Genomic DNA, 16499 nt, shown 5'->3' on the forward strand with positions numbered 1-16499 from the left:
GCTGCAATAGGGACATCGCCGTCCATTCGACTGGACCGCACAACAACAAAAGTCTCCCAGACAGGGAGATGTGTCGATCACGGTGACGCCAGGCCTTACGGAACGGGTCGGGATCACTTGAAAGGAACACTGCCATGTCCCGCCAACCGTTCTACAAGAGCCTGTACGTTCAGGTCATCGTCGCCATCGCCATCGGCATTCTCCTGGGCCACTTCTATCCGGAGACCGGTGTTGCGCTCAAACCCCTGGGCGACGGCTTCGTCAAACTGATCAAGATGGCCATCGCGCCCATCATCTTCTGCACCGTGGTCAGCGGCATCGCCGGTATGCAGGACATGAAGGCAGTGGGCAAGACCGGCGGCTACGCGCTGCTGTACTTCGAAATCGTTTCCACCATTGCGCTGATCATCGGCCTGGTCGTGGTCAACATCGTCCAGCCGGGCGTCGGCATGCATATCGACCCGGCCACCCTGGACACCAAGGGCATTGCCGCATTCGCCGCAGCCGGCGAGCAGCAGAGCACCATTGCATTCCTCCTCAACGTGATTCCCAGCACGATCGTTGGTGCATTCGCCAGCGGCGACATCCTGCAGGTGCTGTTCTTCTCGGTCATCTTCGCCTTCGCCCTGCAGCGCATGGGTGACTATGGCAAGCCGGTGCTGGAGTTCATCGACCGCATCGCCCATGTGATGTTCGGCATCATCAACATGATCATGAAGGTCGCCCCCATCGGTGCCTTCGGCGCCATGGCCTTCACCATCGGCCAGTACGGCGTGGGCTCGCTGGTGCAGCTTGGCCAACTGATGCTGTGCTTCTACATCACCTGCGTGTTCTTCATCCTGGTGGTGCTGGGCGGGATCGCTCGTGCCCATGGCTTCAGCATCATTCGCTTCGTCCGTTACATCCGCGAAGAGCTGCTGATCGTGCTCGGCACCTCGTCTTCCGAATCGGCCCTGCCGCGCATGCTGAACAAGATGGAGAAGCTGGGTGCGAACAAGTCGGTCGTCGGCCTGGTGATCCCCACCGGCTACTCCTTCAACCTGGATGGCACCTCCATCTACCTGACCATGGCCGCCGTGTTCATTGCCCAGGCTACTGACACCCCGATGGACATCACTCACCAGCTGACCCTGCTGGCCGTACTGCTGGTTGCCTCCAAGGGCGCCGCTGGTGTCACCGGTTCGGGTTTCATCGTGCTGGCCGCCACCCTGTCCGCTGTTGGCCACCTGCCTGTCGCCGGCCTGGCGCTGATCCTCGGCATCGACCGCTTCATGTCTGAAGCCCGCGCGCTGACCAACCTGATCGGCAACGGCGTGGCCACCATCGTCGTCGCCAAGTGGTGCAAGCAACTGGACGAGAATACCCTGCAGAACGAACTGGCGGCCGGTGGCAAGTCCGAAGTGGCGACCGCCCCGCAGACTGCTGCCTGATCGACAACTGCTACAGCGTTCTCCTCCTGGTGAGGAGACTTTCTCAAGCCCGGCCCCCGTAGCCGGGCTTTTTTTGCCTGGGGGATGGCTCCAAAGGAACCGCGCGACCGTAGGATGTTGAACCTGCGATCCCCATCAGCGCCTGCCGGCCGCATGTTCATCGCGCCGTTCCACTCATCCTGCTGGCTCTTGTAAGGCCGGTGCCCGCCTCTGAACGATTGAGTCAATTCGCACTGAGCGCTTGCGTCATTGAGGGCGCCCGGTGCTGGCGCCTAACCTGCGGCACGACTTCGGCCCAGGGAGGCAACGCCATGCAGCGCATTCATTTCGAGACTGAGCACAACTTGTTCCGCGAGGCCTTCCGTAGCTTCTTGCAGAAGGAGGTGGTGCCGCACCAGGACGAGTGGGAGGCCGCCGGTGTGGTCGACCGCGGTGTCTGGAAGAAGGCTGGCGAGATGGGCTTCCTGCTGCCTTGGGCAGACGAGGAGTACGGCGGCGCGGGGCTGAAGGACTTCCGCTACGAGCAGATCATGTGTGAGGAGCTCGCCTACATCAACGAGCCGGGCTTCATGATTCCTCTGCACTCGGCCCTTTGCGGTCCCTACATCGCCGAGTATGGCAACGCTGAGCAGAAGGCCCGCTTCCTGCCGGGGATCATCCGTGGCGAAACCATTCTCGCCGTGGCGATGACCGAGCCCAGCGCCGGCTCGGATCTTGCCGGCATGCGCACCACCGCCGTGGACAAGGGCGACCACTACCTGCTCAACGGCTCCAAGGTGTTCATCTCCAACGGCCTGCTGGCGGACGTGGTGATCGTCGCCGCCAAGACCGATCCTTCGAACAAGCACGCCATGGGCCTGTTCCTGGTGGAGCGGGGTATGGAGGGCTTCGAGCGCGGACGCAACCTTGAGAAGCTGGGCATGAAGAGCCAGGACACCGCCGAGCTGTTTTTCAACAACGTCAAGGTGCCGAAGGAAAACCTGCTGGGCGATGCCAGGGGCGGCTTCTTCTACCTGATGAACATGCTCGCCCAGGAGCGCCTGACCAACGCCTGCGGCGCGGTGGCCGGCGCCGAGGCTGCGCTGCTCACCACCCTCGACTACGTGAAGGAGCGCAAGGCTTTCGACCGGCCGATCGCGCACTTCCAGAACACCCGCTTCAAGCTGGCCGAGATGCGGACGCAGATCGACGTGGCCCAGGTGTTCACCGACCGCTGCGTGATGGACCACAACCAGAAGAAACTCACCCCGGAAGTCGCCGCCGAGGCCAAGCTGTTCACTACTGAACTGCTCTGCAAGGTAGTGGACGAGGGCGTGCAACTGCATGGCGGCTGGGGCTACATGTGGGAATACCCGATCTGCAAGATGTACGCAAACGCGCGCATCCAGCGCATCTTCGCCGGCACCTCGGAGATCATGAAAGAGATCATCAGCCGCGGTATGAAGCTCTGAGTCGTGTGCGCTTTGGGCTGATTCGCATGGGGCGGGCGCCGCACTGAGTGCGGCGCAGCCCATCTTACGAAGAACTGAGGAGGAGTCTCCCATGTCCAGATTCGGCGCCATCGACGCCTGGGCCCAACTGGCCACCGGTCGTACCCGCGAGCTGATACCTGAGGCCGTGCGGCTATTCGAGAAGTCCGGCACCACGGCCCTGCTCGACAAGGGCTTGAGTCCGGAAGAAACCGTTGCCGAGATGGATCGCGCTGGCATCGATAAGCTGATGGTCAGCGCCTGGTGCCGACCGGAGCGCTGGGTCAGCACCAACGACGAGGTGGCCGAATACATTCGTGTCTTTCCTGACCGCTTCGTCGGTGTTGCCGCGGTGGATATGAGCAAGCCCATGGCCGCCCTGCGCGAGCTGGACCGCGCGGTGAACGAGCTGGGCTTCAAGGCGCTGCGGGTGGTGCCCTGGTTGTGGAAGCTGCCGCCCAACCATCGGCTCTACTACCCGCTCTATGCGAAGTGCATCGAGCTGGACATCCCCTTCTGCACCCAGGTCGGCCACACCGGCCCGCTGATGCCTTCGGAAACCGGGCGGCCGGTACCCTATCTGGACGAGGTGGCGCTGGATTTCCCCGAGCTGCGCATCGTCGCCGGGCACATCGGCCACCCCTGGACCGAGGAAATGATCGGCGTCGCCTGGAAGCACGACAACATCTATATCGACACCTCCGCCTACCTGCCGCGCTACTACCCGCAGGCCTTGTTGCAGTACATGAAGACTTACGGCCAGGACAAGGTGCTGTTCGGCAGCAACTTCCCGCAGCTGTCGCTTTCCCGTTGCATGGAGCAGGTCGCCGAGATGGGGCTGTCGGACGAGGTACAGGAAAAATTCCTCCACGGTAACGCACGCAGAGTGTTCAAGCTCTAGAGTGTTGGGCTATCAGGCGGCGAGCCGATAACAACAATAAGAGGGCTGCAGGATGAGCGAAGTACTGCCGTTGCAACGTTTCTCCCACTGGGTGGCGACCACACCGGATCGCGTCTGGCTGCGCCAGCCGGTGGCAAGGACGTGGCATCCCATCACCTGGCGCGAGGCTGATGACCGCGCGCGGCGCCTGGCCAGTGCGCTGCGGGCCTTGGGCTGCGAGCCGGGAGACCGGGTGGCGATCCTGGCGAAGAACTGCGCCGAATGGATAGTGAGTGACCTGGCGATCATGCTCGCCGGGCTGGTCAGTGTGCCGCTCTATCCGCTGCAATCGGCCGAGAGCACCGAATACGTCCTGCGCCATTCCGCCTGCAAGGTGATCATCCTTGGCAAGCTGGACGACGCCGAGCGCCTTGAGCCGGGTATTCCGGCTGATGTGGTACGTATCGCGATGCCCTATCCAACCTTGCACGCCGACTACACCTGGGGCGAGCTGTTGGCTCGGCATGCGCCTCTGCGTGAGGTCCACGAGCAGCGCCCGGACGACCTGCTCAGCATCCTCTATACCTCCGGTACCACCGGCCAGCCCAAGGGCGTGATGCAGACGGCGCGAGCCTTCGCCTTCGCCTCCAGCCGCTCAGTGAGGGAGATGGGGCTGGGAGAGGGCGACCAATTCTTCTCGTACCTGCCGCTGTCCCATGCCGCCGAGCGCTTCCTGGTGGAAACCAACAGCCTCTATTGTGGATGCGGCATCGGCTTCGCCGAGTCTCTGGAGACCTTCGCCGAAGACCTGCGGGAAATCCGCCCGACCCAGTTCTTCTCCGTGCCGCGTTTGTGGACGCGCTTCCAGCAGGGGGTTCTGGAGAAGCTGCCGCAGCGTCGACTCGACCGCCTCCTGGCGGTTCCGCTGCTGGGCGCCCTGGTGGCGCGGAAAATACGCCGAGGCTTGGGGCTCGACCGCGCGCGGGTGCTGGTGAGCGGCGCCGCGCCCATTCCCGTGGCGCTTCTGGAATGGTACCGGCGCATCGGCCTGACCATCTGCGAGGGGTACGGCATGACCGAGAACTTCGCCTACGGCAACTTCAACCGGCCGGGGCAGGTGCGTTTCGGCACGGTGGGCCGGGTGATGCCGGACAACGAACTGCGCCTGGCCGACGATGGCGAGATTCTCTACCGCAGCCCGTCATTGATGACCGGCTACTATCTGGAGCCGGAAAAGACCGCTGAGACCCTGCGCGATGGCTGGCTGCACACGGGTGACAAGGGGCAGATCGACGCCGATGGCTACCTGCGTATCACCGGCCGGGTGAAAGACATCTTCAAGACCAGCAAGGGCAAGTACGTGGCGCCGGCGCCCATCGAAGGCGAGATCGCCAAGAACCTATGGGTGGAGCAGGTGTGCCTGATGGGCAGCGGCCTGGATCAGCCCCTGGCATTGATCGAGCTGAGCCCCGCCGCCCGTGGGCAGGCTCGCGCTGAGGTGGAAGCCGACCTGTTGGCCACCCTCGAGCAGCTCAACGGCAAGCTACTGCCTCATGAGCGAGTCAGCCACGTATTGCTGGTTCGAGATCCCTGGACGGTGGATAACGGTTCCATGACCCCCACCATGAAGATTCGCCGTAACGTGCTGGAAACTCGCTACGCCCCTGCGGTCGACCGCCTCGATGCGCTTCAGGCGCTGCATTGGGAATGACCGCCCGAACACACGCATCAGGAGTTGCCATGAAAGGCCCGCTGTCTTCGTTGAAAATCCTCGACTTTTCTACCCTGCTGCCAGGGCCCTTTGCCTCGCTATTGTTGGCCGATATGGGCGCCGACGTGCTGCGGGTGGAGTCGCCCACGCGCATGGACCTGGTGCGCGTACTGCCGCCCCACGACGGTGGCCAGTCCACCAGCCATGCGTATCTCAACCGCAACAAGCGCAGCATCGCCCTGGACCTGAAGCGGCCGGAGGCGGTGGAGCTGGTCAAGCAGTTGGTGAGCGACTACGACATCGTGCTGGAGCAGTTCCGCCCCGGCGTGATGGAGCGTCTGGGGCTTGGCTATGAGGCGCTGAAAGCGGTCAATCCGAAGCTGATCTACGTATCGATCACCGGCTACGGCCAGACCGGCCCCTACCGCGACCGCGCCGGGCACGACATCAACTACCTGGCCCTGGCGGGCATTGCCAGTTACACCGGGCGCCGCGACAGCGGGCCGCTGCCCTTGGGCGTGCAATTGGCGGATATCGGCGGTGGTTCCCTGCATGGGGTGATGGGGCTGTTGGCAGCGGTGATCCATCGCCAGGCGACAGGGGAAGGGCAGCACGTCGACGTGAGCATGACCGACTGCGCCTTCGCCCTGCACGGCATGGCAGGGGCGGGCTACCTGGGGGCCGGCGTGGAGCCGGACATGGAGAACCAAGCGCTCAATGGCGGAAGCTTTTACGACTACTACCGCACGCGCGATGGCCGCTGGTTCTCGGTGGGCAGCCTGGAACCGCAGTTCATGCAGCAGTTCTGTGCTGCTATCGGCCAGCCTGAGCTGGCAACCAAAGGCCTGTCGCCCAGGCCCGAAGACCAGCGCGAACTGAAGCGGGCGATCGAGATCGAGTTCGAGAAACGCGACTTTGCTGAGTGGGTGGAGGTCTTCGCCGCCCTGGATGCTTGCGTGGAGCCGATGCTGCCGCTGTCCGAGGCGGTGGAGCACCCGCAGATCAAGGCCCGCAATCTGGTGGTGGAGGTGCCGCGCGACGGCCTTGCGCCGCAGAAGCAGATCGCCTGCCCGATCAAATTCTCCGCAGGGCTGCCTGCACCGCGCCATACCGGCGGGGCCGTGGGGTCGCATACCACTGAAGTGCTGGCTGGACTGGGGTTGAGCGCAGAGCGGATCGAGGCACTGAAAGCCACGAAGGTGGTGGGGTAGGGAATGCGGGAGTCCTGTGGGGGCGAATGAATTCGCTCCCACGGGAAAAACACGACTCGTAGGATGGGTGGAGCTTGCGATACCTATCGATCCGGGCCGCATGGGTTTCGTGTCTCAACCCATCCTACAGCCCTCTTAAACCCGGCTCTGTTCCCCGCTGAACACCAGCGTTACCCGGCAACGCCGGCAGTAGTAGCGGCGGCCGCGTGCGACCAGGGCGTGGCGCTGGGCCGAGAAGGGGTGGCCGTCGGGACAGGCGCAGCGGTAGAGGTAGCGTGTTACCCGCCGCCGTTTCACCTCATAGGTGTGGCAGCGATTGGGCGGCAGTTCGTAGACCCCGCGCATGATCAGCTGCCACTCCTCGCCATGGGGCTGGATACGTGGGCCGAACAGTTGGTGGGCCACTAGGTGCGCGACTTCGTGCGCCACTGTCTGGCGCAGGAAGTCTTCCTGGTTTTCGCGGTAGAGCTGCGGGTTGAAGCGCAGCTTGTTCTCGTCCAGATGGGCGACGCCGGCCTTCTGCCCGCGGAGCTTGAAACTCACTTCGGGGCGGGGGAACCGGCATTTGAAAAAGGCTTCGGCCTGTTGGTAGCAGGCCTCGACGCGGGCAAGTAGCTGCTCGGGCATAGGGCACTCCGTTGGCGCGGAATTATGCCGCAAAGCGGTAGCTGCCCAAAGGTGGTGACGCCGAGCGGTCATTCCCGGCCAAAAAGGAAAGGCCGCCCGCAGGCGGCCTTCTGGTCAGCGAGAGTTTTCAGCTGGTATACACCGGCCCCAGGCCGAAGCCCCAAAGGATCACGGCGGAGGCGATCATCGCCACCAGCACTACCAGGCCCACGGCCAGCACCGAGCTGGAGAACAGGAAGCCTTCGTCTTTCGGAATGTTCATGAAGGTCGGTATGCCCACATAAAGCAGGTAGACCGTATAGCAGATGGCTAATGTGCCTACCGTTGCGCCGAACCAGAGGTGCGGGTAGAGCGCCGCGAGACCGCCGATGAACAGCGGGGTCGCGCAGTAAGCGGCAAACACGATGCACTCGGTAACGCTCGGATTGGCGTCGTAGGTACGCGCCATCCAGTGGATGAATCCGCCCATCACTGCCACCCCGGCGAGCATCGCCAGGTAGGACATGATGGACATTTGCAGGGCGCTGGCCTGGGTGAGCATCACGGGATCGCCCTTGCCCAGTACCCAGCCGACCTGGGTGGTGCCGATATAGGCAGAAATCACGGGAATTGCAGCAAGGATCAGGACGTGGGTGAGGTACATGTGGCTGACGCTTTCCTCTTCGCCACGGATCTCTTGCCACTCTTGATCGGGATGGGTGAAGAGCCCCCAAACGTGGTGGATCATGCTGAACACCTCCTCATTATTATGAGGTCGCCCCCCAGACAAGCGCCGGGGGCGCGTAGCCAGCGCCACCCGGTGCCCGGCCGACCTATGCGACCTTATGTCGCAGTATAGGCAGGCTGATCGGCGTCGCCTTAGAGCGAATCGAAGATTCAGCGTCAGCTGTAATAGCGTTGAAGTATTTCCATGGCCTTGTTGATCGATTGCAGGCGCGACGTGCTGCCACCGCGATCAGGGTGGTGCTGGCTCACCAGTTGCCGGTAGCGCTGCTTGATCACGGCCAGGCTGAGGGGCTGGCTGCCGTTGTGCAGGCCGAACAACTCCAGTGCCGCGAGCTTCTCTTCGCTGCCCTGCATGCGGGTCCAGAAGCTGGCCAGTAGGCGTTCCACGTCTTCTTCGGTCGTGTCCCGCAGGTTCTTCAGGTCCAGGTAATAGTCGCGCAGCGGGTCCAGCTCGCTGAGGGCGGAAGCGGTGCCGGGCTCATATGGCAGCAGTTGCACGCACAAAGGGCTGATGGCGAGCTGCGCCTGACCCGCGGCGTTGAGGTGGTCGCGCAGTCGGTAGAGGGCGTTGAACACCAGGAAGTGGGTGCGGAACAGCACCAGCCTGTCGGTGAGTTCCAGATGGGGAATGTGGGTGGAGTGGTGGGCCTTGAGTGCCTGGATCAGCTGATACTCGCTCAGGCCCTCAGGCGCCCCGCGCAATAGTTCGTGGAGCTGATCGCTCAGGTCTTGGTTGGGGTCGAGGTCGTGGCTCATCGGCGGGAGCCTAGCACAGGCTGATAATGGGGCTGGGGCCGCGCGCGCTTTGTGCGTAAAATAGCCAGCTTTTCGCATCTCCCCCGGATTTCAGAGCACCATGGGCACCCTTTCGGTCAACCAGAACAAACTGCAGAAACGCATCCGCCGCCTGGCCGGCGAAGCCATCGCCGACTTCAACATGATCGAGGATGGCGACAAGGTCATGGTCTGCCTGTCCGGCGGCAAGGACAGCTACACCATGCTGGACGTGCTGCTGTACCTGCAGAAGGTTGCGCCGATCAAATTCGAGATCGTCGCCGTGAATATGGACCAGAAGCAGCCCGGTTTCCCCGAGCATGTCCTGCCGGCCTATCTGGAATCCATTGGCGTTCCGTACCACATCATCGAGAAGGACACCTACTCGGTGGTGAAGGAGAAGATCCCGGAAGGCAAGACCACCTGCTCGCTCTGTTCGCGCCTGCGCCGTGGCACCCTCTACACCTTCGCCGACGAAATCGGCGCGACCAAGATGGCCCTGGGTCACCACCGCGACGACATCCTGGAAACCTTCTTCCTCAACATGTTCTACGGCGGAACCCTCAAGGCCATGCCGCCGAAGCTGCGTGCCGACGACGGCCGCAACGTGGTGATTCGTCCGCTGGCCTACTGCAACGAGGCCGACATCGAGGCGTACTCCATCCTCAAGGAGTTCCCGATCATCCCGTGCAACCTCTGCGGCTCCCAGGAAAACCTGCAGCGCCAGGTGGTCAAGGAAATGCTCAACGACTGGGAGCGCAAGTCCCCGGGCCGTACCGAGATCATGTTCCGCGCCCTGCAGAACGTGGTGCCCTCGCAACTGGCCGACCGCAACCTGTTCGACTTCGCCAACCTGCGCATCGATGAAACCGCGGCGCCGCGTACCCTTGACGTGGTCAATATCTGACCTGCCCTTGTAGGGGCGAGCGAAGGCTCGCCAGCAAGCTGGCTCCTACAGGGATTCGTTTCCGCATCGAAAGGACACCGCATGCGCGACTACCGTTGGCTCCACGAGTACTGCCTGAACCGCTTCGGCTCCGCCGAGGCCCTGGAGGCACGTCTGCCGCATCCGCGCAGCGAAGGCGAGCTGCGTGCGCTGAGTGACGACCGTTACCTGTCGCTGATGGCCTTGCGGGTGTTCCGTGCAGGGCTCAAGCACAGCCTGGTGGACGCCAAGTGGCCCGCTTTCGAAGAGGTGTTCTTCGGCTTCGACCCGGAGAAAGTGGTGCTGATGGGCGCCGAGCATCTGGAGCGTCTGATGCAGGACGCGCGACTGATCCGCCACCTGGGCAAACTCAAGAGCGTGCCGCGCAACGCGCAGTTCGTGCTGGACGTGGCTCGGGAGAAAGGCAGCTTCGGCGCGCTGATCGCCGACTGGCCGGTGACCGACATCGTCGGCCTGTGGAAGTACCTGGCCAAGCATGGCAACCAGTTGGGTGGGCTGTCGGCGCCGCGCTTCCTGCGTATGGTCGGTAAGGACACCTTCATTCCGACCGATGACATGGTCGCGGCCCTCAAGGCCCAGGACATCATCGACAAGGCGCCCACCAGCCAGAAAGACCTGGCCCAGGTCCAGGCGGCTTTCAACCAGTGGCATGCCGAAAGCGGCCGCCCGCTCTGCCAGCTGTCCGTGATGCTGGCTCATACCGTCAATCACTGAGCCGCGACGGGCGCTCGGCGCCGGCCGGCAGAGGAGGGGAGCATGTCGGATATCGAGCGCGTGGCATCAGCCATCAAGGCGGCCGAGCGAATCCTGGTGATCTCCGGAGCCGGGCTGTCAGCTGATTCGGGGTTGCCCACCTATCGTGGACTGGGCGGGCTCTACAACGGCGTGACAGAGGAGGGGTTGCCTATAGAGGAAGCGCTCTCTGGGCCGATGCTGCGGCGCGATCCGGCGCTCTGCTGGAAGTACCTCGCCCAACTCGGCCGCGCCTGCCTGGACGCCCGGCCGAACGCCGGTCATGAAGCGATTGCCCAGTTGCAGCGGCTCAAGCCCGAATGCTGGGTGCTGACCCAGAATATTGATGGCTACCACCGCCAGGCGGGCTCGCCGCTGGAGCGGCTGATCGAGATACATGGCGAACTGTCTCCGCTGTACTGCCAGTCCTGCGGGGTGGAAAGTTCTGACCTTGCCCGACATCTGGCAGGAGAAATGCCTCCCAAATGCCATGAATGTGGTGGTATTCTCCGCCCACCCGTGGTGCTGTTCGAAGAAATGCTCCCAGAGCAGGCCATCGACAGCCTCTACGCCGAGCTACGCAAGGGATTCGATGCGGTGATCTCGGTGGGAACCACGGCGAGCTTTCCTTACATCGTCGAGCCCATCATCCGCACCCGCCAAGCAGGCGGTTTCACCGTGGAGATCAATCCGGCGCTCACCGACCTCAGTCCCGTCGTCGATGTCCACCTCAGAGGAAAGGCCTTAGATGTTTTGCAAGGACTGCTGAGTCACATTTCGGGCGATTAAATTTGCAAATGGATTTGATAGAGGGCATAGTCGCGCCTTCATCAGAAACCATTCGACACGGTCGTGCCCATGCTGAAGCGCTTCGCACCCCTCGTGCCTCTTACCTTCGCTCTGTTTCTCGCCGCTTGCGCAGGCAATGTGCAGCAGCAACCGCAATCCCAGGCCCAGGCTCCCGTAGCCGACGGCGCACCCGATTCGCTGCTGGCGGATCGTGGGCCCACCGCCCTGGATCTTGCCAACCTCACTGACGACGAGCCCTACCAGATGCCGTCCCTGGCCGATGGCCTGCTTGAGCGCGGCTTCGAGCTGGTGGGTACTCCGTATCGCTTCGGTGGCCGCTCTATGAAGACCGGCTTCGATTGCAGCGGTTTCGTCGGTTACCTGTTCAAGGAAGAGGCTGGTATCCAGCTGCCGCGTTCCACTCGCGAAATGATCAACCTGGATGCTCCGGTGATCGCTCGTAGCGAGCTGAAGCCCGGCGACATCGTGTTCTTCAACAATCGTGGCCGTGGCCGCGTCAGTCACGCCGGCATTTATATCGGCGATGACCGCTTCATCCACTCCAGCAGCAGCCGCAGTGGTGGTGTGCGCGTCGACAGCCTCGACGACCGCTACTGGAAGGCCAGCTACATGGAAGCCAAGCGCGTCCTGGCCATGAATACCCCGACTCATCACCCGCTGCATCGCTGATCCAGACGGCGCGAGACGACAAGCCGAGGCGGCCCTAAGTGGCCGCCTCGGCTTTTTTCTGCCCGGTCGTGCAGCTTTCGCTTGCAATATCACTGTGAGATCAGCAAATTAGCGTGCATTCCTCAAGTCAGGACTGACTTGCCATGCTCGCACTGAACCGCCTCGCCATCACCACCCTGGCTGCGCTGCTCACCGCTTGTGCGAGCAAGTCCCCGCCGCCTTATTCCCCTCCCGCTGTCACCAGCCCTGCCCAGCCGTTCTCGCCCGTAGCCGAAGACGTGCTGTTCCGCGCCTTGGGCCTGGTGGGCACGCCCTATCGCTGGGGCGGCAACACCCCGGACAGCGGGTTCGACTGCAGTGGCCTCATCGGCTATGTCTACCGTGACGCCGCGGGTATCGCCTTGCCGCGCTCGACGCGCGAACTGATCTCCATGCGTACGCCCAGCATCGGCCTCAATGCCCTGCAAAGCGGCGACCTGGTGTTCTTCGCCACCAATGGCGGCGGGCAGGTCAGCCATGCTGGCATCTATGTGGGCGAGGGGCGTTTCGTCCACGCGCCACGCACGGGCGGAACGGTGCGTCTGGACAGCCTGTCGAACAGCTATTGGCAACGCAGCTATCTCAGCGCCAAGCGCGTAATCTTCGATCCACGCCTGGCCCAATCCCACTGAGGTTGTCATGACCAACCGTACGCTGAACCTCGACGACGCCCTCTACGGCTACCTCCTCGATGTTTCGCTGCGGGACACGCCGCTGTTGCAGCGGCTGCGCGCCGAAACCGTCGTCATGCCTATGGCGCGCTGGCAGATCGCCCCGGAACAGGGCCAGTTCATGGCCTTGCTGGTCAAGCTCACCGGCGCTCGTCGCATCCTCGAAGTGGGCACTTTCACTGGCTACAGCGCCTTGTGCATGGCCGCGGAATTGCCGGCTGATGGTCGGATGATCTGCTGTGACCTGCCCGGCGACTACAACGCCATCGCTCGTCGCTATTGGCAGGAGGCGGGGCTTGCTGAACGCATCGAGCTGCGCCTGGCGCCGGCACTGGATACCTTGGCGAGCCTGGAAGATGGCAGCCTCGACCTGATTTTCATCGACGCCGACAAGGCCAACTATCCGGCCTATCTGGAAGAGGCCCTGCGCCTGGTGCGCCAGGGCGGACTGATTCTTTTCGATAACGTGCTCTGGAGCGGTCGCGTGCTGGAAGCCGAGCCGGACAGCGCCGACACCCGCGCCATTCAGGCCCTGAACCTAAACCTGAAGTCTGATGAGCGCATTGACCTGTCGCTGCTGCCCGTGGGCGATGGCCTGACGCTCTGCCGCAAGCGCTGACGGGCATGCCCGAACCGATCCGCCTGCCGCCCCAGCCTGAAGCCTGCGAATTGTGTGGCCGGGCTGCCGCGCTCACCCGTCATCACCTGATCCCCAAGGCCCTGCACGACAAGCCCTACGTGCAGAAGCGCTACGCTAAAAACGAGCGCATCACCGCCACCCTCTGGGTGTGCAGGCCCTGCCACAATCAGATCCACAAGCTGTTCAGCGAAAAGGAGCTGGCCCTGAACTACAACAGCCGGGAGGCCCTGATGGGTGATGAGCGCCTGCGCACCTTCGTCGACTGGCTCGCCGCCAAACCCGCCGGCTTCAATCCGAGGCACTGAATGGCACGTGTCCGCTAGCATTTGACGCTACCCCGCGCACCCTCTAACCTTCGCCGCTGCCTCAGGTGCCCCGTGGTGTTGAACTACGGGGTGAAACAGGGAAGCCGGTCCATTCTGATGAAGATTCCGGCGCTGCCCCCGCAACGGTAGGCGAGTAAGAAAGTCGCAATCGGCCACTGTGCTCATGCATGGGAAGGCGCGGCACAGGAGCTCAACTCCACTCGCAAGCCCGGAGACCGGCCTGTCGCAACCTGGGCATCGCGGAGCCTTCCGCATGCAGTACCCTCTACAGATGTCGCGCGGGTGGCACGACGGAGATCCAACCTTGATTCGCAAGCCTTTCATCAGGCCGGCGGCGCTTGCGCTGCTCGGCGGTACGTCCGTTTCCCCTTTCCTGGCCGCAGCGCCCCTGACGCTGGATGAGCAGGTCGTCACCGCTATCCGCAGCGAGCAGCCGGTGCGCGCCAGTCTTGCTGCCACCACCGTGATCGATCGCGAAGAGATCGAGCGCAGCCAGGCACAGTCCGTCCCCGACCTGCTGCGCAAGGTGCCGGGCGTCACCCTCAGCAACAACGGCGGGCCGGGCAAGAACACCACGCTGTTCATGCGCGGCACAGAGTCCGATCACGTGCTGGTGCTGATCGATGGCGTCAAGGTCGGCTCGGTGAGCGCCGGCCTGACGGCCTTCCAGGACCTGCCCGTCGAGCTGATCGAACGCATCGAAGTCGTCCGTGGGCCGCGCTCCAGTCTTTATGGCTCCGAAGCCATTGGCGGCGTGATCCAGATCTTCACCCGCAAAGGCGGCAAGGAAGGGGCCAAGCCTTGGTTCTCCGCCGGCTACGGCACCCACGACAGCTATGAAGGCAGCGCTGGCGTGTCCGGTGGCGATGGCAAAGCCTGGTACAGCCTCGGCGTTAGCAGCCAGGACACCGACGGCATCAATTCCCGGCGTCAGGGCAGTGATTACTACGAGCCCGATGCCGACGGCTACCGCAACCTTTCCGGCAGCCTGCGCGCCGGTTATCGGTTCGAGAACGGCCTGGAACTGGACGGCACGCTGATGCGCGCCAAAGCCCACAACGACTACGACGACATCGACCAGTTCGGTTTCTTCCACCCGCTGGGCGGGCACAACGCCAATGCCGACAACCGCCAGGAGCTGTTGGGCGGTCGTGCGCGCTTCAGTCCGGTCGAGATCTGGGATGTGACCCTGCAGGCCGGGCGTAGCGAAGACAAATCCACCAGTTGGACCGACGGCGTGTTCGATGCGCGCTTCGATTCCAAGCGTGACAGCGCCTCTTGGCTCAACGACCTGACCCTGGCCGAAGGGCATGTACTGACCCTCGGCTACGACTGGCAGCGAGACCAGGTCAGCAGCTCCACGGCCTTCGATAAGGATTCGCGTGTGAACAACGGCTGGTTCGCCCAGTACCTGGGGGAATACGGCCGCCAGGATTGGCAGCTCAGCCTGCGACGCGACGACAATGAGCAGTTCGGCACCCACGACACCGGCAATGCCGCTTGGGGCTATGCCTTGACCGACGCGGTGCGCTTCAGCCTGAGCTACGGCACTGCCTTCAAAGCGCCCAGCTTCAACGAGTTGTACTACCCGGGCTACGGCAACCCCGACCTGGACGCGGAAACCTCGGAAAGCGTCGAAGCTGGCCTTGCTGGCCGGCACGGCTGGGGCCACTGGTCGATCAACGCCTACCGTACCCACGTGGACGACCTGATCGCCTACGACTCCACCCTCGGCCTCTATGGCGGCCCCAACAACATCGGCAAGGCGCGCATCGACGGCCTGGAGCTGGTACTGGGTAGCCAGTGGCTGGGTTGGGACTGGAACGCCAACGCCACCTTCCTCGATCCGCAGAACCGCGAGTCCGGCGCCAATTCGGGCAACGATCTGCCGCGTCGCGCGCGCGAGGTGTTCAATCTGGACCTGGACCGCCGCATAGGCCGCTTCGGCGTTGGCGCCACGCTGCACGCCGAGGGTCGAAGCTACAACGACCTGGCCAACCGCGAACGCGTCGCCGGCTACGCTACCGTCGACCTGCGCGGCGAGTACTGGCTGACCGAGGAGTGGCGCCTGCAGGCCAAGGTGACCAACCTGCTGGACGCCGACTATGAAACCGCTCTGGACTACAACCAGCCGGGGCAGGCGGTGTTCTTCACTGTCCGTTACCAGGCTCTCTGAGAGGATCCCCATGAGCGAATCCACCGAACGCGACGCCCGCCACAAGGCCCGCATGCAACGCAAGAAGGCCGTGGTCGACGAAAAGATCGCCCAGGCCCAGGACGAATACGGCCTGCTGCTGGTGCACACCGGCAACGGCAAGGGCAAGAGCAGTTCGGCCTTTGGCATGGTCGCCCGCGCCTTGGGGCACGGCCTCAAGGTGGGGGTGGTGCAGTTCATCAAGGGCGGCATGTCCACCGGTGAAGAGAACTTCTTCCGCCGCTTCCCCGAAGAGGTCAGCTACCACGTGATGGGCGAGGGCTACACCTGGGACACCCAGGACCGCCAGCGTGACATCGAGAAGGCCCGTGCCGCCTGGACCGTTGCCCGCAGCCTGCTGGACGACCCGCAGATCGGCCTGGTGGTGCTGGACGAGCTGAACATTGCCCTCAAGCACGGCTACCTGGAGCTGGACGAGGTGCTGCGCGACATCGAGTCCCGTCCCGAACACCAGCACGTGGTCGCGACCGGCCGGGGTGCGCCCCAGGGCCTGATCGACGCCGCCGACACCGTCACCGAGATGAGCCTGGTCAAACATGCCTTCAAGGCCGGTGTTAAGGCCCAGAAGGGCGTGGAGTTCTGATGACTGGCACCGTCGCTGCTTTTACCCCCTCTCCCTTCAG

General features: G+C 63.4%; 17 protein-coding genes and 1 riboswitch. Of the genes, 14 read left to right on the forward strand and 3 right to left on the reverse strand.

Going from position 1 to position 16499, the window contains the following annotated elements:
• Positions 1–134: 134 nt before the first annotated feature.
• The 5 genes from E8F20_RS08920 (at position 135) to E8F20_RS08940 (ending at position 6701) form a co-directional block, all read left to right on the forward strand.
• Positions 135–1430 (forward strand): dicarboxylate/amino acid:cation symporter, encoded by a 1296-nt coding sequence (locus tag E8F20_RS08920; RefSeq protein ID WP_280283433.1) that lies wholly within the window; start codon positions 135–137, stop codon positions 1428–1430.
• Between the two features lie 311 nt (positions 1431–1741).
• Positions 1742–2881 (forward strand): acyl-CoA dehydrogenase family protein, encoded by a 1140-nt coding sequence (locus tag E8F20_RS08925; protein ID WP_280283434.1) that lies wholly within the window; start codon positions 1742–1744, stop codon positions 2879–2881.
• 91 nt (positions 2882–2972) lie between these two features.
• Positions 2973–3800: an amidohydrolase family protein gene (locus E8F20_RS08930; protein WP_280283435.1), complete on the forward strand. Its 828-nt coding sequence runs from the start codon at positions 2973–2975 to the stop codon at positions 3798–3800.
• Between the two features lie 52 nt (positions 3801–3852).
• Positions 3853–5490 (forward strand): AMP-binding protein, encoded by a 1638-nt coding sequence (locus E8F20_RS08935; protein WP_280283436.1) that lies wholly within the window; start codon positions 3853–3855, stop codon positions 5488–5490.
• 29 nt (positions 5491–5519) lie between these two features.
• A complete protein-coding gene (locus E8F20_RS08940) occupies positions 5520–6701 on the forward strand; it encodes a CaiB/BaiF CoA-transferase family protein (protein ID WP_280283437.1) in 1182 nt (393 codons plus the stop codon).
• 135 nt (positions 6702–6836) lie between these two features.
• Here the strand turns inward: E8F20_RS08940 and E8F20_RS08945 are convergent, their stop codons facing one another.
• The 3 genes from E8F20_RS08945 to E8F20_RS08955 all read right to left on the reverse strand — a co-directional run bounded on the left by E8F20_RS08945 (position 6837) and on the right by E8F20_RS08955 (position 8810).
• Entirely contained in the window at positions 6837–7328 is a 492-nt protein-coding gene (locus E8F20_RS08945) for a SprT family zinc-dependent metalloprotease (RefSeq protein ID WP_280283438.1), read from the reverse strand.
• 127 nt (positions 7329–7455) lie between these two features.
• Positions 7456–8055 carry a Yip1 family protein gene (locus E8F20_RS08950; RefSeq protein ID WP_028628964.1) on the reverse strand — a complete coding sequence of 200 codons (600 nt, stop codon included), beginning with the start codon at positions 8053–8055 and terminating at the stop codon, positions 7456–7458.
• Positions 8056–8210: 155 nt separating this feature from the next.
• The gene (locus E8F20_RS08955) at positions 8211–8810 is read right to left on the reverse strand and encodes a DNA-J related domain-containing protein (protein ID WP_280283439.1); all 600 of its coding nucleotides are present in this window, start codon (positions 8808–8810) and stop codon (positions 8211–8213) included.
• Positions 8811–8910: 100 nt separating this feature from the next.
• Between E8F20_RS08955 and ttcA the strand changes: the two genes are divergently transcribed.
• The 9 genes from ttcA to cobO all read left to right on the forward strand — a co-directional run bounded on the left by ttcA (position 8911) and on the right by cobO (position 16459).
• Positions 8911–9735, forward strand: coding sequence for a tRNA 2-thiocytidine(32) synthetase TtcA (gene ttcA / locus E8F20_RS08960; protein ID WP_028628966.1), 825 nt, complete (start codon positions 8911–8913; stop codon positions 9733–9735).
• 81 nt (positions 9736–9816) lie between these two features.
• Entirely contained in the window at positions 9817–10488 is a 672-nt protein-coding gene (locus E8F20_RS08965; RefSeq protein ID WP_280283440.1) for a DNA-3-methyladenine glycosylase I, read from the forward strand.
• Between the two features lie 42 nt (positions 10489–10530).
• Positions 10531–11295 carry an NAD-dependent deacylase gene (locus E8F20_RS08970; protein WP_280283441.1) on the forward strand — a complete coding sequence of 255 codons (765 nt, stop codon included), beginning with the start codon at positions 10531–10533 and terminating at the stop codon, positions 11293–11295.
• 69 nt (positions 11296–11364) lie between these two features.
• Positions 11365–11985, forward strand: coding sequence for a C40 family peptidase (locus E8F20_RS08975; RefSeq protein ID WP_280283442.1), 621 nt, complete (start codon positions 11365–11367; stop codon positions 11983–11985).
• Positions 11986–12128: 143 nt separating this feature from the next.
• On the forward strand, positions 12129–12656 hold the full coding sequence (locus E8F20_RS08980) for a C40 family peptidase (protein ID WP_280283443.1): 528 nt from the start codon (positions 12129–12131) through the stop codon (positions 12654–12656).
• A 7-nt stretch (positions 12657–12663) separates the two neighbouring features.
• Entirely contained in the window at positions 12664–13314 is a 651-nt protein-coding gene (locus E8F20_RS08985; protein WP_280283444.1) for an O-methyltransferase, read from the forward strand.
• A gap of 5 nt (positions 13315–13319) precedes the next feature.
• Positions 13320–13640 (forward strand): hypothetical protein, encoded by a 321-nt coding sequence (locus E8F20_RS08990; protein WP_280283445.1) that lies wholly within the window; start codon positions 13320–13322, stop codon positions 13638–13640.
• A 46-nt stretch (positions 13641–13686) separates the two neighbouring features.
• Positions 13687–13900, forward strand: a riboswitch (cobalamin riboswitch).
• A 68-nt stretch (positions 13901–13968) separates the two neighbouring features.
• Positions 13969–15837: a TonB-dependent vitamin B12 receptor gene (gene btuB / locus E8F20_RS08995; RefSeq protein ID WP_280283514.1), complete on the forward strand. Its 1869-nt coding sequence runs from the start codon at positions 13969–13971 to the stop codon at positions 15835–15837.
• 10 nt (positions 15838–15847) lie between these two features.
• The gene (gene cobO, locus E8F20_RS09000; RefSeq protein ID WP_280283446.1) at positions 15848–16459 is read left to right on the forward strand and encodes a cob(I)yrinic acid a,c-diamide adenosyltransferase; all 612 of its coding nucleotides are present in this window, start codon (positions 15848–15850) and stop codon (positions 16457–16459) included.
• Positions 16460–16499: the final 40 nt, after the last annotated feature.

The organism is Pseudomonas sp. BN415 (assembly GCF_029871195.1).
GTDB classification, from domain to species: Bacteria; Pseudomonadota; Gammaproteobacteria; order Pseudomonadales; family Pseudomonadaceae; genus Metapseudomonas; species Metapseudomonas resinovorans.